Here is a 21,646-nt window from a genome sequence, read left to right on the forward strand (position 1 = left end):
ATTCGCCGAATGACCGGACACCCGTCCATATGGCTGTCTACTCTTGGCGCCGCAACCGGAAGGCCACGGCGGCCGCGGGTTCGACGGCGCGGTCGCATCACTGTTGACGACGAGAGCAGGGGTGTCATGAAGACCAAGGGTGCTTTGATCTGGGAATTCAATCAGCCGTGGGCCATCGAGGAGATCGAGATCGGCGACCCCCACAAGGGCGAGGTCAAGGTCCAGATGGAAGCGTCGGGCATGTGCCACTCCGACCACCATCTCGTCACCGGCGGCATCCCGATGGCCGGATTCCCCGTCCTCGGCGGCCACGAGGGTGCGGGCATCGTCACCGAGGTCGGTGAGGGGGTCGAGGACCTCGCACCGGGCGACCACGTCGTGCTGTCGTTCATCCCGTCGTGTGGCAAGTGTCCGTCGTGTCAGGCCGGTCTGCGGAACCTCTGCGATCTGGGCATGTACCTCCTCGGTGGGGCCTCGGTCAGCGACGGCTCGTTCCGGATCCAGGCCCGCGGCCAGAACGTCTACCCGATGACGCTGCTCGGCACGTTCTCGCCGTACATGGTGGTGCACCAGAGCTCGGTGGTGAAGATCGACCCGTCGATCCCGTTCGAGGTGGCCTGCCTGGTCGGCTGCGGCGTCACCACCGGCTACGGGTCGGCCACCCACACGGCCCAGATCCGGCCGGGCCAGGACGTCGCGGTCGTGGGACTCGGCGGTGTCGGCATCTCGGCCCTGCAGGGTGCGGTCAACTCCGGCGCCCGGTTCATCTTCGCGATCGATCCGGTGGAGTGGAAGCGTGAGCAGGCGCTGAAGTTCGGTGCCACCCACGTCTACGCGACGGTCGAGGAGGCGGCCGGCGCCATCGCCGAGATCACCGCGGGGGGCATGGCCAAGAAGACCATCGTCACCGTCGGTGAGGTGAACGGTGACGACGTCGACCTGTGGATGGGAATCACCGCGAAGGCGGGCACCGTCGTGTTGACCGCGATGGGCAGCCTCCTCGACAACAAGGTGACACTCAACCTGTCGATGCTGACGCTGTTGCAGAAGAACCTGCAGGGCAGCCTCTTCGGCGGCGCCAACCCGCACTACGACATCCCGCAGCTGCTGTCGATGTACAAGGCGGGCAAGCTCAACCTCGACGACATGGTCACGCGGCAGTACCGGCTCGAGCAGATCAACGACGGGTACCGGGACATGCTGGAGGGACGCAACATTCGCGGAATCATCCGCTACACCGACGCGGACCGCTGACCCCGGACGGTGCCGCCATGCGTCCGCTGCGCGTGGCGGCACCGACGAGGACGGCCGGGCCTGCCGCGGGCGGTTGTCCACAGGACGGGGTTGTCCACAGGACGGCGATCTCGGGCTGTCGGCGGGGGCCTGCCGAGTGAGAGTGTCGAGGCATGGTCACGGTTCTCGCCGCAGTCGTGGGTGTGCTCGTCGGGTTGGCGACCCGGCCGTTGCTGCGCCGGTTCCTCACGGATCCGCCGCTCTGGTGTGTCGGCGCGACCGCCGTGGGGTTCGCGGTCGCGGTAGTCGTGGCCGACGGTCCGCTCGTCGTGGCCGCCGTCTGCGCGTTGCTGTGGTGGTGCGTGTGCCTGACTGCCGTCGATGTGCGGGTTCGCCGGCTGCCGAACGCGCTGACGCTGCCCGGCGCCGCGGCGGTCCTCGTCGTCGGTGCCCTCGCCGGACGAGGGACGTCGGCGCTGGTGGGGGCCGCGCTGCTGGCGGGCCTGTACCTGGCTGTGCACCTGCTCGCACCGGCCGCGATGGGTGCGGGGGACGTGAAGTTGGCGCTCGGTCTCGGCGCGGCGGCGGGGATCGCGGGCGGTCGGGCGTGGCTGCTCGCTGCCGTCGGTGCGGTCGCCCTCACCGCCGTGGTCGGGGTGGCCGTTCTCGCTGCCGGCAGGCGCGGCGTCAGCCTGCCGCACGGCCCGTCGATGTGCGCCGCGACGGTGCTGGCAATGGTCGCCGCCGGGGGAGCGTAGCGGGGGACCGGCCGGTGTGCGGCCGGGTTGGGCTTTCGTGAAAGGATGGTCAGCGTGCTGCGCTGGATAACTGCCGGAGAATCCCACGGTCCCGCCCTGGTCGCCCTCCTCGACGGGATGGTCGCCGGGGTCGAGGTCACCTCGGACGAGATTTCTGCCCAATTGGCCCGCCGCCGCCTCGGTTACGGCCGCGGCGCGCGTATGGCCTTCGAGGCCGACAAGGTCACCGTGCTCGGCGGCGTCCGCCACGGCCGGACCATGGGCGGTCCCGTCGCCATCGAGGTCGGCAACACCGAGTGGCCCAAGTGGGAGACCGTCATGTCGGCCGACCCGGTCGACGAGGCGCTGCTCAAGGACCTCGCGCGCAACGCGCCGCTGACCCGTCCCCGACCCGGGCACGCCGACTACTCGGGCATGCTCAAGTACGGCTTCGACGACGCCCGTCCGGTCCTCGAGCGGGCCAGTGCCCGCGAGACCGCCGCCCGCGTCGCCGCCGGCACCGTGGCCCGCAACTTCCTGCGCCAGGTGTTCGGCGTCGAGGTCATCTCGCACGTGATCTCCATCGGCACTGCGGCGTCCGCGCCGGACAGCCCGCTGCCCACGGCCGACGATCTCGCCGCGATCGACGCCAGCCCGGTGCGTGCCTTCGGTGCAGAGGCGGAGGCCGCGATGATCGCCGAGATCGAGGCGGCCAAGAAGGAAGGCGACACCCTCGGCGGCATCGTCGAGGTCATCGTCGAGGGGCTGCCCGTCGGCCTCGGTTCGTTCATCAGCGGCGAGAACCGTCTCGACTCGCGACTTGCCGCCGCCCTGATGGGAATTCAGGCCATCAAGGGCGTCGAGGTCGGCGATGGCTTCGAGACCTCGCGTCGGCGCGGCAGTGCAGCGCACGACGAGATCAAGCCCGGCCCGGACGGCGTGCTGCGCTCGACCAACCGCGCGGGCGGCCTCGAGGGCGGCATGACCAACGGCGAGGCACTGAGGGTGCGGGCGGCGATGAAGCCGATCTCCACCGTCCCGCGCGCACTGGCGACCGTCGACATGGCGACCGGCGAGGAAGCCGTGGCCATCCATCAGCGCAGCGACGTGTGCGCGGTACCCGCTGCCGGCGTGGTCGCCGAGTCCATGGTCGCGCTCGTGGTCGCACAGGCGGCGCTGGAGAAGTTCGGTGGCGACTCGGCCGACGAGACCGCGCGCAACGTCGAGGGCTACCTGGCGGCAGTGCGGGAGCGACTGGCGAGGTGACGTCCCGATGACCCCGCGTGCGGTGCTCATCGGGCCGCCCGGCGCGGGTAAGTCCACCATCGGTCGCAGGCTGGCCCGGGCTCTGGACGTGGACATCTTCGACACCGACGTGGCGATCGAACGCGAGACCGGCCGGACCATCCCGGAGATCTTCGCGCATGACGGCGAACCGGCCTTCCGGACGATCGAGGAGGACGTGGTGCGGCGCGCCCTGCTCGAGCAGGACGGCATCGTCTCGCTCGGCGGCGGCTCGATCCTGTCCGAGGCCACCCGGGAGCGACTGGCCGGGCATACCGTGGTGTACCTGGAGATCAGCGTCGCGGAGGGCCTCAAGCGGACCGGTGCGAACGACTCGCGACCGCTGCTCGCGGGCGGCGACCCGCGGCAGAAGTACCGCGACCTGATGCGGCGCAGGCGGCCGCTGTACCGGAAGGTGTCGACCATCCGGGTGCGCACCGACGGTCGCAGCCCGGCGCGCGTCGTGCAGCAACTCGTCGCCAAACTGGAACCGTAGAAGTAGTCCGAGGGAAAGAAGCAGACTGTGACCGAACCCGTACGCGTCGAGGTGCAGACCGCCAGCCCCTACCCGGTGATCATCGGGCGCGGGCTGCTCGGCGAGCTCGTGGACGAGCTGATCGGCACCCGCACGGTGGCGATCTTCCACCAGCCGCCGCTGGCGCAGACCGCGGAGGCCGTGCGTGCCGCGCTCGCCGCGAAGGGCATCGACGCGCACCGCATCGAGATCCCCGACGCCGAGGACGGCAAGGATCTCGCGGTCGCGGGCTTCTGCTGGGAGGTGCTCGGCCGGATCGGCCTGACCCGCAGCGACGCCGTGGTCAGCCTGGGCGGCGGCGCCGCCACCGACCTGGCTGGCTTCGTGGCGGCGACCTGGATGCGCGGCGTGCGGATCGTGCACGTGCCCACCACGCTGCTGGCGATGGTCGACGCGGCGGTCGGCGGGAAGACCGGCATCAACACCGACGCGGGCAAGAACCTGGTCGGCTCGTTCCACGAGCCGTCCGCGGTGCTCGTCGACCTGGCGACCCTGGAGACGGTGCCGCGTAACGAGATCGTCGCGGGCATGGCCGAGGTCATCAAGACCGGCTTCATCGCGGACCCGGTGATCCTCGAACTGATCGAGCGCGACCCCGAGGCCGCACTCGATCCGACCGGCGAGGTGCTGCCCGAACTGATCCGCCGCTCGGTGGAGGTCAAGGCGAAGGTGGTGGCCGCCGACCTCAAGGAGTCGAACCTGCGCGAGATCCTCAACTACGGCCACACTCTCGGCCACGCGATCGAGCGCCGGGAGAAGTACCGCTGGCGGCACGGCGCGGCCGTGTCCGTCGGCCTGGTGTTCGCGGCCGAACTGGGCCGACTGGCCGGACGCCTCGACGACGCGACCGCCGACCGGCACCGCGCGATCCTGGCCAGCGTCGGACTGCCGACGAGCTACGACGCCGATGCGTTCGCCGACCTGGTCAAGGGCATGCAGACCGACAAGAAGAACCGGGCAGGCATGCTGCGGTTCGTGGTGCTCGACGGGCTCGCCAAGCCGGGTCGGCTCGAGGGTCCGGACCCGACACTGCTGGCGGCGGCATACTCGGCCGTAGCCCGCGAGAACGACGGCAACAAGGGGACGGTGCTGCTGTGAAGATCCAGGTGATCAACGGTCCGAACCTCGGCCGTCTGGGCAAGCGCCAGCCCGAGGTGTACGGCTCGACCACCTACGCCGACCTTGTCGTGCTGTGTGAGCGCGCTGCCGCCGAGCTGGGCGTCGAGGTGCAGGTCCGGCAGAGCGACCTCGAGGGCGAACTGATCGGCTGGATCCACGCCGCGGCCGACGCGAAGGAACCGGTGATCCTCAACGCCGGCGCCCTGACGCACACCTCGATCGCGCTGCGCGACGCCTGCAAGGAGCTCGACGCCGGGCTGATCGAGCTACACATCTCGAATGTGCATGCGCGCGAAGAGTTCCGGCACCATTCGTACCTGAGCGGCATCGCGACCGCCGTGATCGCGGGCCTCGGTGTGGCCGGCTACCCGCTCGCCCTGCGGTACTTCGCCGAGCGGTAAAAGCGGCTGCGCCGCCTGTGAGTCCTTCCGGTCCGTCAGAGGGCCAGAAGGACTCACAGGCGCGAAGCGCCCGTTACTCGGCTCGGTGCGAGCCCTGGGTTCCGGTCTGGTCCTCGGTGTGGGGGCGGACCGCCTCGAACACCTCGGTGGGTGCGTTCTCGTCGTAGTGTCCCGCTTCGTGCTGTGCCTGGTCGTGCTGAGGCTCGGAGTAGTCGCCGTCCGCGTACCCGGCGCCCTCGTCGCTGTACGGACCCTCCGCGAAGCCGTACGGGCTCTCGTCCTCGCTCTCGTGCGACCACGCCGACGTGTCCCCGACCGCTGCGCCCGCGGCGCCGACCCCGGCGCCCACGGCCACCGGAGCGGCGGACTTCGGGGCCTTCTTAGCGTCACGGCGCACGATGAGCCGGCCCACCGTGACCGCGGCCATCGCCGGCACGAAGACCAGCAGCACGGTGAACGCCGCACCGGAGGACAGTTCGAAGAAGAGGGAGTTCTCACCCAGGGCGATGTCGGAGACGGCGCCGATGAGCCAGGAGACCGCGCCGGCGAGCAGACCGGCGACCACGGCGGCCTTGAGCCACCGCATCGTCAGGTCCGCGCCCTCCTCTTCCTCACCGGGATGCGCACGCGCGTCCCGGATGCCGTCGAGTCCCGCCCAGATCAGTGCCGCGAGGATCACCACCGCCACGCCCAACCACCGCAGTGTCGAGCCGTGCAGGGGCCATTCGGTGACGGCTATGCCGAGCAGTACACGCGTCACCACGTGCACGAATGCCATACCGAGACCACGAAGAAGCCACGAGTTCATGCGGACAGCGTAGCTACCGCCTGAACTGGGCTGTGGTCTAACCCACATCGTGGGCAGCGTCACTGTCGCGGGGGCAGTAGGTTGGGACGATGCCCACCGCCGATCACGGGTCCCGCCGCGCCGCGCTGAGAGCAGTGCTTGCCGAGCGCGGTGTCGACGCGCTCCTGGTGACCGACCTGCTCAACATCAGATACCTGACCGGTTTCACCGGCTCGAACGCGGCGCTCGTCGTCGACGCCCGCGACGCGGAGGGCGCCGAGGACCGCACGGTGATCTGCACGGACGGTCGGTACGTGATCCAGGTCGGCGAACAGGTGCCGGACCTGCGCGCGCTCATCGACCGGTCGAGCGCTCCGGCATTGGTCCGCATGCTGACCGCGGACCCGGGCATCCGAGTCGGCTTCGAGAGTCACGTCGTGACCGTCGACGCACTGTCCGGCTGGCAGTCGGTCGCACCGGACCTCGACTTCGTCCGCACCCCTGGCTGCGTCGAACGACTGCGGATGGTCAAGGACGAGCACGAGGTGTCCCTGCTGCGTCGGGCCTGCGCGTCCGCCGACCTGGCGTTGGCCGTCCTCGTCGAGCGTGGGGGGCTGCGGCCCGGGCGCACCGAACGTGAGGTCGGACGGGAACTGGAGTTCCTGATGCTCGAGCACGGCGCGGACGGCATCTCCTTCGAGACGATCGTCGCGACGGGCGCGAACTCGGCGGTCCCGCACCACCGCCCGACCGACGCGGTGCTGGCGGCCGGCGACTTCGTCAAACTCGACTTCGGCGCGACGGTCGAGGGCTATCACTCGGACATGACCCGTACCTACGTCCTCGGCTCGGCGGCGGACTGGCAACGCGACGTCTACGACCTCGTGGCCCGGGCGCAGGCGGCGGGCCGGGCGGCGCTGGCGCCCGGCGTGGAGGTCGCCTCGGTGGACGCCGCGGCCCGGTCGGTGATCGAGGACGCGGGCTACGGCGAGCTGTTCGTGCACGGTCTCGGGCACGGCGTCGGCCTGGAAATCCACGAAGCACCGGGAATCGGCAAGCTCGGCACCGGTACACTGCTAGCCGGTGCGGCTGTAACTGTCGAGCCGGGTGTGTATTTCTCCGGGCGCGGAGGCGTCAGGATCGAGGACACTCTCGTGGTTCGCGAGCAGGAGCCGGAGCTCCTCACCCTCACCAGCAAGGATCTCGCAATCGTCTGAAGGAGACGCGAAGTAAGTGGCTGACACCAGTGATTTCAAGAACGGGCTCGTGCTGAAGATCGAGGGCCAGCTCTGGCAGATCATCGAGTTCCAGCACGTCAAGCCGGGCAAGGGCCCCGCCTTCGTGCGCACCAAGCTCAAGAACGTGCTCTCCGGCAAGAACGTGGACAAGACTTTCAACGCCGGCGTCAAGGTCGAGACCGCAACCGTCGACCGCCGCGACATGACCTACCTCTACCACGACGGTAGCGACTACGTCTTCATGGACGGCGACACCTACGACCAGATCTCCATCAGCCAGGAGACCGTCGGCGACGGCGCGCGTTTCCTGCTCGAGAACATGGCCGTGCAGGTCGCCACCCACGAGGACGCGCCGCTGTTCGTCGAGCTGCCCGTCACCGTCGAGCTGGTCGTGCAGCACACCGACCCGGGTCTGCAGGGCGACCGTTCGACCGGCGGCACCAAGCCCGCCACCCTCGAGACCGGCGCCGAGGTGCAGGTCCCGCTGTTCATCAACACCGGCGACAAGCTCAAGATCGACTCCCGTGACGGCAACTACCTGGGCCGCGTGAACTCGTAGCGTGTCCGGTAGTCACAAGAAGTTCGGGGCCCGGCACAAGGCCCGTAAGCGCGCGGTCGACTTCCTCTTCGAGGCGGAGGCCCGCGACCTGGATCCGGTGGACCTGGCGACCGAGCGAACCGAGCTCGCAACCAAGGACGACGCCGTCGCGCCGGTCAGCCCGTACACCGTCACGGTGGTGACCGGGGTCGCGGAGAACCTGGACCGGCTCGACCGGGTCATCGCCGACCACCTGCAGGACTGGACCCTGGACCGGCTGCCCGCCGTGGACCGGGCGATCCTGCGCATTGCGGTGTGGGAGTTGTTCCATGCCACGGACGTGCCGCCGGTGGTCGCGGTGGACGAGGCCGTCGAGCTCGCGAAGGAGCTGTCGACCGACGACTCGCCGGGGTTCGTCAACGGCGTACTCGGACAGGTCGTGCTGGTCGCCCCGCAGGTGCGGGCCGCGGCCGCAGCGACCTCCCAGCGCCCCGAGTCGGCCGAGCCGGCGCCGGGCGCCGCAGACGGTCACGACGACGCCTGACCTCATGGCGTGAACGGACGCCACGGACTGATTGCCGGTCCGTGGCGTTCGTCGTTCCGGGGGCGGCGAGTGTGGCTGAGCACACCCCGAACCGTTGCCGGTCACGGGCGGCCACGCTGATAGGCTCGGGGACGTCAGACATCCTTTAACGACCCGTCCCGAGAGGCGGAGAAGGAGGTCCAGCTTGCTCACGCCCGAGCCATCCTCCGCCGAGTCGTCGGCCCAGGATCACCCTGTCACCAGGGAGCTGCTCTCTGCTGCCGACGTCGGTCGGACGATCGCGCGCATCGCGCACCAGGTCATCGAGAAGACCGCGCTCGACGCCGAGACCGATCCGCCCCGCGTGGTGTTGATCGGAATCCCGACCCGCGGCACCACCCTCGCCACCCGGCTGGCGAGCAAGATCGAGGAGTTCTCGGGGGTTCGCCCGCCGACCGGCTCGCTCGACATCACCCTCTACCGCGACGACCTGCGGACCAAGCCGCACCGTCCGCTCGAGCGCACCTCGGTGCCCGACGGCGGCGTCGACAACGCGCTGGTCGTCCTCGTCGACGACGTGTTGTTCTCCGGACGCACCGTGCGCAGCGCCCTCGACGCCCTGCGCGACCTCGGCAGGCCGAAGGCCGTTCAGCTCGCCGTGCTGGTCGACCGCGGCCACCGCGAGTTGCCGCTGCGCGCGGACTACGTCGGCAAGAACGTCCCGACCGCGAGGTCCGAGGACGTCAAGGTGCTGCTGGTCGAACACGACGGAATCGACAGCGTGACTCTCGGTAGTGGAGTGGTGGACAAGTGAAGCATCTGCTCTCGGTCTCGGATCTCACCAAGGAGACCGCCACCGGACTGCTCGACGAGGCGGAGCGGTTCCAGCAGGCGCTGCTCGGCCGTGAGGTCCGCAAACTGCCGACCCTGCGCGGTCGCACGGTGATGACTGTCTTCTTCGAGAACTCCACCCGCACCCGCGTCTCGTTCGAGGTGGCCGGCAAGTGGATGAGCGCGGACGTGATCAACGTCAGTGCGTCGAGTTCCTCGGTCTCCAAGGGCGAGTCGCTGCGCGACACCGCGCTGACCCTGCACGCCGCCGGCGCCGACGCGCTGATCGTGCGGCACCCGGCTTCCGGTGCCGCGCACCGGATCGCGGAGTGGACCGGCGACGGCAACGGCGGGGGGCCGGCAGTGATCAACGCCGGCGACGGCACCCACGAGCACCCGACCCAGGCGCTGCTGGACGCGCTGACCCTGCGTCAGCGCCTCGGCGGCATCGAGGGCAAGCGGATTGCCATCGTCGGTGACATCCTGCACAGCCGGGTGGCTCGCTCGAACGCCTTCCTGCTCTCGATGCTGGGTGCGGAGGTGGTGCTGGTCGCGCCGCCGACGCTGCTGCCGGTGGGGGTGTCCACCTGGCCGGTCACCGTCTCGCACTCGCTGGACGCGGAACTGCCCGGCGCCGATGCGGTGCTGATGCTGCGGGTGCAGGCCGAGCGCATGAACGGCGGGTTCTTCCCGTCGCCGCGTGAGTACTCGATCACCTACGGACTGTCCGAGCGCCGGCTTGCGTTGCTGCCCGAGCATGCAGTGGTCCTGCATCCCGGCCCGATGCTGCGCGGCATGGAGATCGCGTCCGCAGTCGCAGATTCACCGAAAACTGCAGTGTTGCAACAGGTTACGAATGGAGTTCACGTCCGTATGGCGGTGTTGTTCGGATTGTTGGTCGGTACCGAGGAGGCGGCGGCGCTGTGAGTGAGACGAATGCCGTGCTGATCCGCGGTGCCCGCATCTACGGCGAGGGTGAGCCGCAGGACGTGCTGATCTCCGACGGTGAGATCCGTGAGATCGGCGCCGGCCTGACGGCCCCGGAGGGTGCCGACGTGATCGACGGCGGCGACCAGGTGCTGCTGCCCGGTTTCGTGGACATGCACACCCACCTGCGCGAGCCCGGCCGCGAGGACACCGAGACCATCGAGACCGGTTCGGCTGCGGCCGCGCTCGGCGGGTTCACCGCCGTGTTCGCGATGGCCAACACCAGCCCGGTCGCCGACTCGGTGGTCGTCACCGACCACGTGTGGCGGCGCGGGCAGGAGGTCGGCCTGGTCGACGTGCACCCCGTCGGCGCGGTCACGGTCGGCCTCGAGGGCAAGCAGCTCGCCGAGATGGCGACCATGGCCGCCGGTGTCGGCAAGGTCAGGATGTTCTCCGACGACGGCCACTGCGTCTACGACCCGCTGATCATGCGGCGCGCGCTCGAGTACTCCAGCGCGCTCGGCGTCCTGATCGCCCAGCATGCGGAGGAGCCGCGACTGACCGTCGGCGCCGTGGCGCACGAGGGTCCGACCGCTGCCCGGCTGGGACTCGGCGGCTGGCCGCGCGCGGCCGAGGAGTCGATCGTCGCCCGTGACGCGCTGCTGGCCCGGGATGCCGGCGCCCGCGTGCACATCTGCCACGCGTCCACTGCCGGCACCGTCGAGCTGCTGAAGTGGGCTCGCGGACAGGGCATTTCGATCACCGCCGAGGTCACGCCGCACCACCTGCTGCTCGACGACTCGCGGCTCGAGACCTACGACGGCGTCAACCGGGTCAACCCGCCGCTGCGGGAGGCCTCCGACGTCGCCGCGCTGCGGCAGGCCCTCGCCGACGGCGTCGTGGACTGCGTGGCCACCGACCATGCCCCGCACGCCGAACAGGACAAGTGCTGCGAGTTCTCGCAGGCCCGCCCCGGCATGCTCGGCCTGGAGACCTCGCTGGCGATCATCGCGCGGACGATGGTCGAGACCGGTCTGCTGGACTGGCGGGGCGTCGCGAAGGTGATGAGCGAACGGCCCGCCGAGATCGTCGGGCTGCCCGACCAGGGCCGACCGATCGCGGTGGGAGAGCCGGCGAACCTGACACTGGTCGATCCCGACCGGGAATGGACCGTGCACGGGCCGGATCTGGCGTCCGTCGCGAACAACACCCCGTACGAGGCGATGACCTTCGGTGCGCGGGTGACCACCACCCTGTTGCGCGGTCGGGTCACCGTCCGGGACGGGAAGGTGCAGGCATGAGTACCGACCGGATCCTGCTGACGCTCGGCTTCGTCGCGTTCTGGGCGCTGTTCGTCGGACTGATGTACTGGGGCTGGAAGGGTCGCGCCCGCCGCCAGCAGGGCGCGGTCGGCGAACTGCCGTCGGTCCCGACCGAACTCGGCAAGCAGCTGATCGAGCCCAGTTCCGGGCTGTACGTCGGCAGCACGTTGGCGCCGAGTTGGCAGGACCGGATCGCGGTCGGCGACATCGGCTTCCGCGCCACCGGCGACCTGAGCCGCTACGAGCGAGGGGTGCTGCTCGAACGGGACGGCGCCTCGGCGATCTGGATCCCGCAGGAGTCGATCCGCGCGATCCGCACCGAACGCGGCCTCGCGGGCAAGGTCATGAGCAAGGACGGAGTCCTGGTGATCCGGTGGGAATTGCCCACCGGGACGGAGATCGACACCGGATTCCGTGGAGACGACAAGAGTGTGTACCCAATGTGGGTGAACGGAGAGAACGCGTGAGCAACGGCTTTCAATCAGTGACCGGTACCGAAGCGGCCGCCCTGGTGCTCGAGGACGGCCGGATCTTCCGTGGCACCAGCTTCGGCGCCGTCGGCCAGACCCTCGGCGAGGCGGTCTTCAGCACCGGCATGACCGGCTACCAGGAGACGCTGACCGACCCCAGCTACCACCGCCAGATCGTGGTCGCGACCGCGCCGCAGATCGGCAACACAGGCTGGAACAGCGAGGACGGCGAGGCGCTCAGCGCGGGCCGCCAGGCATCCGGCGACTCCAACAAGATCTGGGTGGCCGGCTACGTGGTCCGCGACCCTGCACGACGGACCTCCAGCTGGCGCGCTACCGGGTCGCTGCAGGATGAGTTGGTGCGCCAGGGCGTCGTCGGCATCGCCGGCATCGACACCCGCGCGCTGGTCCGGCACCTGCGTACGCGCGGTTCGATGCGCGCGGGCGTCTTCTCCGGTCCCGCGCTGACCGACGACGCCGCGATGCTGCAGGCCGTCAAGGAGCAGCCGTCCATGCTCGGTGCCGACCTCGCACGCGAGGTGAGCACCGACAGCGGCTATGTCATCGAGCCGGTCGGCGGCGAAGCGCGGTTCACCGTCGCGGCCATCGACCTCGGTATCAAGACGAACACGCCGCGGATGTTCGCGCAGCGCGGCATCCGGGTGCACGTGCTGCCCTCGAACGCCAGCCTCGAGCAGATCCTCGACCTCGGCGCGGACGGGGTGTTCCTGTCCAACGGTCCCGGCGACCCGGCGACCGCCGACGGCGCGGTGCACCTGACCAAGGAGGTGCTCGGCCAGGGCCTGCCGCTGTTCGGCATCTGCTTCGGCAACCAGATCCTCGGCCGCGCGCTCGGCCTGGAGACCTACAAGATGAAGTTCGGTCACCGCGGCATCAACATCCCGGTGATCGAGCACGGCACCGGCCGGATCGCGATCACCGCGCAGAACCACGGGTTCGCGCTCGAGGGCGAGGCCGGTCAGGAGTTCGACACGCCGTTCGGCCGGGCCGTGATCAGCCACACCTGCGCCAACGACGGCGCCGTCGAGGGCGTCCGCCTGCTCGACAACTCGGCCTTCTCGGTGCAGTACCACCCGGAGGCCGCCGCCGGCCCGCACGACGCCGCGTACCTGTTCGACCGCTTCACCAGCCTGCTCGAGGGAGTCAAGAAGTAATGCCACGTCGCACAGATCTCAAGCACATCCTGGTGATCGGTTCCGGACCGATCGTCATCGGCCAGGCCTGCGAGTTCGACTACTCGGGCACCCAGGCGTGTCGCGTGCTGCGCGAGGAGGGCCTGCGCGTGAGCCTGGTCAACTCCAACCCGGCCACGATCATGACCGATCCGGAGTTCGCCGACGCCACCTACGTCGAGCCGATCACCGCCGAGTTCGTCGAGAAGGTCATTGCCCGCGAGGCGGCGCAGGGCCACAAGATCGACGCCGTGCTCGCCACCCTCGGTGGGCAGACCGCCCTGAACACCGCGGTCGCGCTGCACGAGCAGGGCATCCTGACCAAGTACGACGTCGAGCTGATCGGCGCCGACTTCGACGCCATCCAGCGCGGCGAGGACCGGCAGAAGTTCAAGGACATCGTCGCCAAGGTCGGCGGCGAGTCCGCTCGTTCGGCCGTCTGCTACACGATGGACGAGGTCAAGGCGACCGTCGCCGACCTCGGTTACCCGGTCGTCGTCCGCCCGTCGTTCACCATGGGTGGCCTCGGTTCCGGCATGGCCTACGACGAGGCCGACCTCGAGCGCATCGCCGGTGGCGGCCTGGCCGCGTCCCCGACCGCGAACGTGCTGATCGAGGAGTCCATCCTCGGTTGGAAGGAGTACGAGCTCGAGCTGATGCGCGACGGTCGCGACAACGTCGTGATCATCTGCTCGATCGAGAACGTCGACCCGGTCGGCGTGCACACCGGCGACTCGGTCACCGTGGCCCCGGCCATGACGCTGACCGACCGCGAGTACCAGAAGATGCGCGACCTCTCCATCGACATCCTGCGTGAGGTCGGCGTCGACACCGGCGGCTGCAACATCCAGTTCGCGATGGACCCGACCGACGGCCGCCTCGTCGTCATCGAGATGAACCCGCGGGTCTCGCGCTCGTCGGCGCTGGCGTCGAAGGCGACCGGTTACCCGATCGCGAAGATGGCCGCCAAGCTGGCGATCGGCTACACGCTCGACGAGATCATCAACGACATCACCGGCGAGACCCCGGCCTGCTTCGAGCCGACCCTCGACTACGTCGTGGTGAAGGCGCCGCGGTTCGCGTTCGAGAAGTTCCCGGGTGCGGACGGCACGCTGACCACGACGATGAAGTCGGTCGGCGAGGCGATGAGCATCGGCCGCAACTTCACCGAGGCCTTCGGCAAGGTGATGCGTTCGCTCGAGACCAAGCGCGCCGGCTGGTGGACGGGTGCCGAGGTCGAGGCGGACAGCCTGGACGCGCTGCTCGCCGACCTGAGCGTGCCGCAGGACGGCCGGATGTACGGCATCGAGAAGGCCTTCGCCCTCGGCGCCACCGTCGAGCAGCTGTTCGACGCCACCAAGATCGACCCGTGGTTCCTCGACCAGTTCCAGCAGATCCACGAGCTGGGGGAGCAGATCCGCGCGGCCGAGATCCTCGACGAGGCAACGCTGCGCCAGGCCAAGTACCACGGCCTGTCCGACCGCCAGATCGCGGCGCTGCGGCCGGGACTCGGCGGGGACAGCCAGGAGGGTGAGGACGCGGTCCGCACACTCCGCAGCGCGCTGAAGATCCGCCCGGTCTACAAGACCGTCGACACCTGCGCCGCGGAGTTCGAGGCGAAGACCCCGTACCACTACTCGACCTACGAGCTGGACCCGAACGCCGAGTCCGAGGTCACCCCGCAGACGGAGCGGCCGAAGGTCCTGATCCTGGGCTCGGGCCCGAACCGCATCGGTCAGGGCATCGAGTTCGACTACTCGTGTGTGCACGCTGCGCTGACGCTGTCCGAGGCCGGCTACGAGACCGTCATGGTCAACTGCAACCCGGAGACCGTCTCGACGGACTACGACACCGCAGACCGGCTGTACTTCGAGCCGCTGACCTTCGAGGACGTCCTCGAGGTCTACCGGGCGGAGTCGGCGTCCGGCACCGTCGCGGGCGTCATCGTCCAGCTCGGTGGCCAGACGCCGCTCGGCTTGGCGAAGCGTCTCAAGGCGGCCGGTGTGCCGATCGTGGGCACCAGCCCGGAGGCCATCGACCTGGCCGAGGACCGCGGCGAGTTCGGTCGGGTGCTCACCGAGGCCGGGCTGCCCGCGCCGAAGTTCGGTACCGCCACCACCTTCGACGGTGCCCGTGAGATCGCGTCGGGCATCGGCTACCCGGTGCTGGTGCGACCGTCGTACGTGCTCGGTGGGCGCGGCATGGAGATCGTCTACGACGAGAAGTCGTTGCAGGACTACATCTCTCGTGCCACCGAGATCTCCGACGACCGCCCCGTGCTGGTGGACCGGTTCCTGGAGGACGCCGTCGAGATCGACGTCGACGCCCTCTGCGACGGCACCGAGGTGTACCTCGGCGGCGTGATGGAGCACATCGAGGAAGCCGGCATCCACTCCGGTGACTCGGCCTGCGCGCTGCCGCCGATCACCCTCGGCAAGGCGGACCTGGAGAACGTGCGCCGCTCCACCGAGGCGCTGGCCAAGGGTATCGGCGTCAAGGGCCTGCTCAACGTGCAGTACGCGCTCAAGGACGACATCCTCTACGTCCTCGAGGCCAACCCGCGTGCGTCCCGGACGGTGCCGTTCGTGTCCAAGGCGACCGCCGTGCAGCTGGCGAAGGCGTGTGCCCGGGTGATGCTCGGCGAGTCCATCGCCGACCTGCGCGCGAGCGGGGTCCTGCCTGCCGTCGGCGACGGCGGCACCACCCCGGCGGGCGCGCCGATCGCGGTGAAGGAGGCGGTGCTCCCGTTCAACCGGTTCCGCCGCGCCGACGGTACCGGCGTCGACACGCTGCTCAGCCCGGAGATGAAGTCCACCGGTGAGGTCATGGGCATCGACGCGGACTTCGGGACCGCGTTCGCCAAGAGCCAGACCGCCGCGTACGGCTCGCTGCCGACCAGCGGTGCGGTGTTCGTCTCGGTGGCCAACAAGGACAAGCGGGCGCTGATCTTCCCGGTCAAGCGGCTCGCCGACCTCGGCTTCACCGTGCTCGCCACCGAGGGCACCGCGGACGTGTTGCGGCGCAACGGCATCTCCTGCGAGCAGGTCTACAAGCAGTCCGGTGAGGACGTGCCCGAGGGCGCCCGGACCATCGTCGACCAGATCCGGGCGGGCGAGGTCGCGATGGTGATCAACACCCCGTACGGCAACTCCGGACCGCGCGTGGACGGCTACGAGATCCGCAGTGCGGCCGTGTCGGCGAACATCCCGTGCGTGACCACCGTGCAGGGCGCCTCGGCCGCTGTGCAGGGCATCGAGGCGGTCATCCGCGGCGACATCGGCGTGCGGTCGCTGCAGGACCTGCACGCGACGCTGCGCGAGCCGGTCGGCCGGTGAGCCACGACCGCGGTGCGGTCCAGGGTCACAGTCCCAGCTGGGGCCACCGGCTGCGGTCGGCGATCGCGGCACGGGGCCGGCTGTGTGTCGGCATCGACCCCCACCCCTCCCTGCTGAGGGCGTGGGGGCTCCCGGAGTCCGCCGAGGGCGTCGAGGCGTTCGCGGAGATCTGCGTGGAGGCCTTCGTCGGTGACGTGGCGCTGGTGAAGCCTCAGGTGGCCTTCTTCGAGGCGTACGGCGCCGCCGGGTACGCGGTGCTCGAGCGGACAATCTCGGTGGTCAGGGACGCGGGCACGCTGGTGGTCGCGGACGCCAAGCGCGGCGACATCGGCTCGACCATGGCGGCGTACTCGCAGGCGTGGCTCGGTGACGGCTCACCGCTCGCCTCCGACGCGGTGACGGTCTCGCCGTACCTGGGCTTCGGTGCGCTCGAACCGGCCGTCACGCTGGCCACCGAGACCGGTCGCGGCCTGTTCGTGCTCGCCCGCACCTCCAACCCGGAGGGCGGCGAGCTGCAGGGTGCGCGGCTCTCGCCCGGATCACCCGGCGGGGTTTCCGCAGACCAGACGGCATCGGTGGCCCAGTCGACCCCTCGGGGTGCGTCGGTGGCCCAGTCGATCGTCGACGCGGCAATCGCGCAGAACCGTGACGGACGGGACACTGCCGGCCTGGTGATCGGTGCGACACGCGGACACGGATTGGATTTGTCGGAGTTTTCCGGCCCGATCCTGGCGCCGGGGCTGGGCGCCCAGGGCGCCACGGTGGCGGATTTGGCGGAGATCTTCGCGGATTCACGAGAGCTGTTGTTGCCCAACACTTCTCGTGACATTCTTCGGCACGGGCCGTCCGTCTCGGCGCTCCGCGAGGCAGCCGAGCGGGTCCGGGACGAGGTCGAGGCCGGACTCGCATAGCCGACCGGAATTCCGGCGGCACGCCAGGGGGTGGGTTAGCAATCGGCGCTCAGCGTGAGTACGGTCGCTATCGCTGCTGGTTATCCAGTGGATGAAGACCTATTTTGCACACGACGAGACGGAGGAACCGTGGCCCTTCCCCAGTTGACCGATGAGCAGCGCGCTGCTGCTTTGGAGAAGGCGGCTGCCGCCCGTAAGGCCCGGGCTGAGCTCAAGGAGCGCCTCAAGCGCGGCGGCACCGACCTGAAGCAGGTCCTCAAGGATGCCGAAGAGGACGAGATCCTCGGCAAGATGAAGGTGTCCGCCCTGCTCGAAGCCCTGCCCAAGGTGGGCAAGGTCAAGGCGCAGGAGATCATGACCGAACTGGAGATCGCTCCGACCCGCCGCCTGCGCGGCCTCGGCGACCGCCAGCGCAAGGCCCTGCTCACCAGGTTCGATTTCGAGGCCTGAGCAAAGAACGTGGTGGCTGACGCAAACAACGTGTCAGACAGCAAGACCACCCCGGCGCACGTGGCCGGGGACAGCACAGCGCGGAGGGGCCGGCTCGTAGTTTTGGCCGGCCCCTCCGCCGTGGGCAAGTCGAGCGTGGTGCGCAAGCTCCACGAACGGCTCCCGGACTTGGTCTTCAGCGTGTCTGCAACGACGAGAGACCCCCGCCCGGGCGAGGTCGACGGCAAGGACTACCAGTTCGTGTCGCGGACCGAGTTCCAGCGGATGATCGACGCCGGTGAACTGCTCGAATGGGCGGAGATCCACGGCGGGCTGCAACGGTCGGGAACCCCGGCCGCCCCGGTGCAGGCCGCCCTGGAAGCCGGACACCCCGTGCTCGTGGAGGTCGACCTGGCCGGCGCACGCGCCGTCCGGGAGGCGATGCCCGAGGCGATCCTGGTGTTCCTGGCCCCGCCGAGCTGGGAGGAACTGGTCTCCCGGCTCACCGGTCGCGGGACCGAATCCGAAGAGGTCGTCGCCCGCCGACTCGAGACCGCCAAGGTGGAACTGGCAGCCAAGGACGAGTTCGACACGGTCGTCGTGAACGTCGACGTCGACCGTGCGTGCGAAGAGTTGGTATCCTTGCTAGTCGGTAGTCCGCAGTAGCAGCACAGTGTCGGTCCCAAGGCACAGTGACTTAGCAGCACATCGGTCTTAGCAGTACATCGAACTTCAGGAGATTCGCCAGTGAGCGCCACTCAGACAGTCACGTCCGAAGCCGATCGCCACGGCGTGCCGGCCTACGACACCCCGCTGGGCATCACCAACCCCCCGATCGACGAGCTGCTCGCGCGCACCTCCTCGAAGTACGCCCTGGTGATCTACTCGGCCAAGCGCGCGCGGCAGATCAACGACTACTACAACCAGCTCGGTGACGGCATCCTCGAGTACGTCGGACCGCTGGTCGAGCCGGGCCTGCAGGAGAAGCCGCTCTCCATCGCCCTGCGCGAGATCCACTCCGACCTGCTCGAGCACACCGAAGGCGAGTGACTGCGTGACGGGTCGTTCCGCAGGCTCCACTCCTGGGGTGCCGGGTCGTTCCGCAGGCTCCACTCCTGGGGTGCCGGGTCGTTCCGCAGGCTCCACTCCTGGGGTGCCGGGTCGTTCCGCAGGCTCCCCGCAGTGACCGAGATCGAATCGGATTCCGCCGGTTCACCCCGACGCATCGTCGTCGGCGTGGGCGGCGGAATTGCGGCATACAAGGCCTGCTCGATCATCCGGAGCTTCACCGAGGCAGGCCACCACGTCCGCGTGATCCCGACGGAGTCCGCCCTGGAGTTCGTCGGCCGTGCGACGTTCGAGGCGCTCTCGGGCAACCCGGTGCAGACCGGTGTGTTCGCCGACGTCCCGCAGGTGCCGCACGTCCGCCTCGGTCAGGAAGCCGACCTGGTCGTCGTCGCACCCGCCACCGCGGACCTGATGGCACGGGCCGCGCACGGCCGGGCCGACGACCTGCTGACCGCGACGCTGCTGACCGCTCGCTGCCCGGTCGTGTTCGCTCCCGCGATGCACACCGAGATGTGGGAGCACCCCGCCACCGTCGCGAACGTGGCCACCCTGCGCTCGCGCGGGATCACCGTGATCGAGCCCGCGTCCGGCCGGTTGACCGGCAAGGACACCGGTGCGGGCCGGCTTCCGGAACCCGACGAGATCGTTGGCCTCGCCACCCTGCTCCTCGAGCGGTCCGACGCGCTGCCGCAGGATCTCGCGGGCCGCCGGATCCTGGTCTCGGCGGGCGGCACCCGCGAACCCCTCGACCCGGTGCGGTTCCTCGGCAACCGCAGTTCCGGCAAGCAGGGCTATGCGATCGCACGGCTCGCCGCGCAGCGCGGCGCGCAGGTCACCCTGGTGGCCGGGTACACCGCCGACCTGGTCGACCCGGCCGCCGTGACCGTGATTCGGGTGCGGACCGCGCAGGAGATGCGTGAGGCTGTCGACAAGGCCGCGATCGGCGCCGAAGCCGTGGTGATGGCCGCGGCCGTCGCCGACTTCCGGCCCGCTACCGTCGCGACCAGCAAGATCAAGAAGGGCGCTGACGAGCCCGACACGATCCCGCTGACCCGCAACGACGACATCCTGGCGGGGCTCGTGCAGTCCCGCCGCGACGGTGGTCTGCCGAACACCACGGCGATCGTCGGGTTCGCGGCGGAGACCGGCGACGCGCACGGCGACGTGCTCACCCACGCCCGGTCCAAGCTCACCCGCAAGGGCTGTGACCTGCTCGTGGTCAACGCCGTCGGGGAGGGCAAGGCCTTCGAAGTGGACAACAACGACGGTTGGCTGCTCGGCGCGGACGGTTCGGAGCGCGCCTTGGCGCACGGTTCGAAGGCGCTGATGGCAAGCCGCGTCCTCGACGCGGTGTCGGCGCTGCTGACCGCGGGAGGCTCGTCGGGGGTCAGCAGTGCCGGATGAATCCGGTGCTCGTAATGTGAATATCGATTGACCAGTTTCGTGATTTGAATTGTTCGTTCCGCCCCACCGCGCACGTAGGGTCCTCGAAGGGCGCAGGTCGTGCGCGACACACAACAGCCGTTGGCGAGAGGGAGATCTGTGAGCAAGTCCGGTAGTCGGCTATTCACCAGCGAGTCCGTGACCGAGGGACATCCGGACAAGATCTGTGACGCGATCAGTGACTCGATCCTCGACGCCCTGCTCGAGCAGGATCCGCGCAGCCGCGTCGCCGTCGAGACGTTGGTGACCACGGGTCAGGTCCACGTCGCCGGCGAGGTCACCACCTCTGCGTACGCCGACATCCCGAAGATCGTCCGTGACAAGGTCCTCGAGATCGGGTACGACTCCTCGGCCAAGGGCTTCGACGGCAACTCGTGCGGCGTGAACATCGCCATCGGTGCGCAGTCCCCGGAGATCGCGCAGGGCGTCGACCATTCGCACGAGGCCCGAGTCGACGGCGTCACCGACGACGAGATCGACCGTCAGGGCGCCGGCGACCAGGGTCTGATGTTCGGGTACGCCTGCACCGACACCCCCGAGCTCATGCCGCTGCCGATCGCGCTCGCCCACCGGCTCTCGCGGCGGCTCACCGAGGTCCGCAAGTCGGGTGTGCTGCCGTACCTGCGTCCGGACGGCAAGACCCAGGTCACCATCGAGTACGACGGCGACATGGCCGTCCGGCTCGACACCGTCGTCGTGTCCACCCAGCACGCCGCCGACATCGACCTCGACAACCTGTTGACCCCGGACATCCGCGAGAAGGTGCTGGGTTCGGTGCTCGCCGAGCTCGGCGTCGACACCCTTGACACCTCCGACGTGCGGCTGCTCGTCAACCCGACCGGCAAGTTCGTGCTCGGCGGCCCGATGGGCGACGCCGGCCTGACCGGCCGCAAGATCATCGTCGACACCTACGGCGGCATGGCCCGCCACGGCGGAGGCGCGTTCTCCGGCAAGGACCCGTCGAAGGTGGACCGCAGCGCGGCCTACGCGATGCGCTGGGTGGCCAAGAACGCGATCGCCGCGGGCCTGGCCGAGCGCATCGAGGTCCAGGTCGCGTACGCGATCGGCAAGGCCGCCCCGGTCGGGCTGTTCGTGGAGACGTTCGGCACCGAGAAGGTCGATCCCGCGCGGATCCAGTCGGCGATCACCGAGATCTTCGACCTGCGCCCGGGCGCGATCATCCGCGACCTGGACCTGCTGCGTCCGATCTATGCGCCGACCGCGGCGTACGGACACTTCGGTCGCACCGACATCGACCTGCCGTGGGAGCACACGGACCGCGCCGAGAAGCTGCGCGCGGCCGCCGGGCTCTAGATGCACGC

The 21,646-nt window shown here is 69.5% G+C and carries 22 protein-coding genes; 21 read left to right on the forward strand and 1 reads right to left on the reverse strand.

All coding sequences use genetic code 11. From position 1 onward, the window contains the following. Positions 1 to 126 precede the first annotated feature (126 nt). From FK531_RS17980 to aroQ, 6 genes are all read left to right on the forward strand, one after another. Positions 127 to 1,254, forward strand: a complete 1,128-nt coding sequence (locus tag FK531_RS17980; protein WP_142101746.1) for an NDMA-dependent alcohol dehydrogenase — start codon at positions 127 to 129, stop codon at positions 1,252 to 1,254. A gap of 152 nt (positions 1,255 to 1,406) precedes the next feature. Continuing rightward, on the forward strand, positions 1,407 to 1,991 hold the full coding sequence (locus FK531_RS17985; protein ID WP_142101748.1) for a prepilin peptidase: 585 nt from the start codon (positions 1,407 to 1,409) through the stop codon (positions 1,989 to 1,991). A 54-nt stretch (positions 1,992 to 2,045) separates the two neighbouring features. After that, positions 2,046 to 3,236 carry a chorismate synthase gene (gene aroC / locus FK531_RS17990; protein WP_142101750.1) on the forward strand — a complete coding sequence of 397 codons (1,191 nt, stop codon included), beginning with the start codon at positions 2,046 to 2,048 and terminating at the stop codon, positions 3,234 to 3,236. Positions 3,237 to 3,243: 7 nt separating this feature from the next. Then, positions 3,244 to 3,750 (forward strand): shikimate kinase, encoded by a 507-nt coding sequence (locus FK531_RS17995; protein WP_142101752.1) that lies wholly within the window; start codon positions 3,244 to 3,246, stop codon positions 3,748 to 3,750. Positions 3,751 to 3,777: 27 nt separating this feature from the next. Beyond that, complete coding sequence (aroB, locus tag FK531_RS18000; protein WP_142101754.1) at positions 3,778 to 4,887, forward strand: 3-dehydroquinate synthase; 1,110 nt, start codon at positions 3,778 to 3,780, stop codon at positions 4,885 to 4,887. Then, positions 4,884 to 5,309, forward strand: coding sequence for a type II 3-dehydroquinate dehydratase (aroQ, locus tag FK531_RS18005; protein ID WP_142101756.1), 426 nt, complete (start codon positions 4,884 to 4,886; stop codon positions 5,307 to 5,309). Before aroB ends, aroQ begins: the two co-directional genes overlap by 4 nt. Before the next feature lie 73 nt (positions 5,310 to 5,382). Here the strand turns inward: aroQ and FK531_RS18010 are convergent, their stop codons facing one another. Beyond that, a complete protein-coding gene (locus FK531_RS18010; protein ID WP_181763013.1) occupies positions 5,383 to 6,117 on the reverse strand; it encodes a B-4DMT family transporter in 735 nt (244 codons plus the stop codon). An 89-nt stretch (positions 6,118 to 6,206) separates the two neighbouring features. Between FK531_RS18010 and FK531_RS18015 the strand changes: the two genes are divergently transcribed. The 15 genes from FK531_RS18015 to metK all read left to right on the forward strand — a co-directional run bounded on the left by FK531_RS18015 (position 6,207) and on the right by metK (position 21,638). Continuing rightward, the gene (locus tag FK531_RS18015) at positions 6,207 to 7,313 is read left to right on the forward strand and encodes a M24 family metallopeptidase (protein WP_142101757.1); all 1,107 of its coding nucleotides are present in this window, start codon (positions 6,207 to 6,209) and stop codon (positions 7,311 to 7,313) included. 16 nt (positions 7,314 to 7,329) lie between these two features. Next, on the forward strand, positions 7,330 to 7,893 hold the full coding sequence (gene efp / locus FK531_RS18020; protein WP_142101759.1) for an elongation factor P: 564 nt from the start codon (positions 7,330 to 7,332) through the stop codon (positions 7,891 to 7,893). Position 7,894: 1 nt separating this feature from the next. Further along, the gene (gene nusB / locus FK531_RS18025; protein WP_142101761.1) at positions 7,895 to 8,416 is read left to right on the forward strand and encodes a transcription antitermination factor NusB; all 522 of its coding nucleotides are present in this window, start codon (positions 7,895 to 7,897) and stop codon (positions 8,414 to 8,416) included. A 184-nt stretch (positions 8,417 to 8,600) separates the two neighbouring features. Next, on the forward strand, positions 8,601 to 9,209 hold the full coding sequence (pyrR, locus tag FK531_RS18030) for a bifunctional pyr operon transcriptional regulator/uracil phosphoribosyltransferase PyrR (RefSeq protein ID WP_142101763.1): 609 nt from the start codon (positions 8,601 to 8,603) through the stop codon (positions 9,207 to 9,209). After that, a complete protein-coding gene (locus tag FK531_RS18035; protein WP_142101765.1) occupies positions 9,206 to 10,153 on the forward strand; it encodes an aspartate carbamoyltransferase catalytic subunit in 948 nt (315 codons plus the stop codon). The genes pyrR and FK531_RS18035 overlap by 4 nt, the downstream gene beginning before the upstream one ends. Further along, complete coding sequence (locus FK531_RS18040) at positions 10,150 to 11,454, forward strand: dihydroorotase (RefSeq protein ID WP_142101767.1); 1,305 nt, start codon at positions 10,150 to 10,152, stop codon at positions 11,452 to 11,454. Before FK531_RS18035 ends, FK531_RS18040 begins: the two co-directional genes overlap by 4 nt. Then, positions 11,451 to 11,942 carry a PH-like domain-containing protein gene (locus tag FK531_RS18045; RefSeq protein ID WP_142101769.1) on the forward strand — a complete coding sequence of 164 codons (492 nt, stop codon included), beginning with the start codon at positions 11,451 to 11,453 and terminating at the stop codon, positions 11,940 to 11,942. The genes FK531_RS18040 and FK531_RS18045 overlap by 4 nt, the downstream gene beginning before the upstream one ends. A gap of 17 nt (positions 11,943 to 11,959) precedes the next feature. Further along, positions 11,960 to 13,120 carry a glutamine-hydrolyzing carbamoyl-phosphate synthase small subunit gene (gene carA, locus FK531_RS18050; protein ID WP_142101771.1) on the forward strand — a complete coding sequence of 387 codons (1,161 nt, stop codon included), beginning with the start codon at positions 11,960 to 11,962 and terminating at the stop codon, positions 13,118 to 13,120. Further along, positions 13,120 to 16,473: a carbamoyl-phosphate synthase large subunit gene (carB, locus tag FK531_RS18055; protein WP_142101773.1), complete on the forward strand. Its 3,354-nt coding sequence runs from the start codon at positions 13,120 to 13,122 to the stop codon at positions 16,471 to 16,473. Before carA ends, carB begins: the two co-directional genes overlap by 1 nt. Continuing rightward, positions 16,470 to 17,384 carry an orotidine-5'-phosphate decarboxylase gene (pyrF, locus tag FK531_RS18060; RefSeq protein ID WP_142101776.1) on the forward strand — a complete coding sequence of 305 codons (915 nt, stop codon included), beginning with the start codon at positions 16,470 to 16,472 and terminating at the stop codon, positions 17,382 to 17,384. The genes carB and pyrF overlap by 4 nt, the downstream gene beginning before the upstream one ends. Before the next feature lie 129 nt (positions 17,385 to 17,513). Further along, positions 17,514 to 17,834, forward strand: a complete 321-nt coding sequence (mihF, locus tag FK531_RS18065; protein ID WP_142101778.1) for an integration host factor, actinobacterial type — start codon at positions 17,514 to 17,516, stop codon at positions 17,832 to 17,834. Positions 17,835 to 17,894: 60 nt separating this feature from the next. Continuing rightward, positions 17,895 to 18,479, forward strand: a complete 585-nt coding sequence (gene gmk / locus FK531_RS18070; protein ID WP_142101988.1) for a guanylate kinase — start codon at positions 17,895 to 17,897, stop codon at positions 18,477 to 18,479. 81 nt (positions 18,480 to 18,560) lie between these two features. Beyond that, positions 18,561 to 18,863 carry a DNA-directed RNA polymerase subunit omega gene (rpoZ, locus tag FK531_RS18075; RefSeq protein WP_142101780.1) on the forward strand — a complete coding sequence of 101 codons (303 nt, stop codon included), beginning with the start codon at positions 18,561 to 18,563 and terminating at the stop codon, positions 18,861 to 18,863. Positions 18,864 to 18,995: 132 nt separating this feature from the next. Next, complete coding sequence (gene coaBC / locus FK531_RS18080; RefSeq protein WP_142101782.1) at positions 18,996 to 20,285, forward strand: bifunctional phosphopantothenoylcysteine decarboxylase/phosphopantothenate--cysteine ligase CoaBC; 1,290 nt, start codon at positions 18,996 to 18,998, stop codon at positions 20,283 to 20,285. 138 nt (positions 20,286 to 20,423) lie between these two features. Beyond that, positions 20,424 to 21,638 (forward strand): methionine adenosyltransferase, encoded by a 1,215-nt coding sequence (gene metK / locus FK531_RS18085; protein WP_142101784.1) that lies wholly within the window; start codon positions 20,424 to 20,426, stop codon positions 21,636 to 21,638. Positions 21,639 to 21,646 lie beyond the last annotated feature (8 nt).

The sequence above is a fragment of the Rhodococcus spelaei genome (assembly GCF_006704125.1).
Taxonomy (GTDB): domain Bacteria; phylum Actinomycetota; class Actinomycetes; order Mycobacteriales; family Mycobacteriaceae; genus Rhodococcus_G; species Rhodococcus_G spelaei.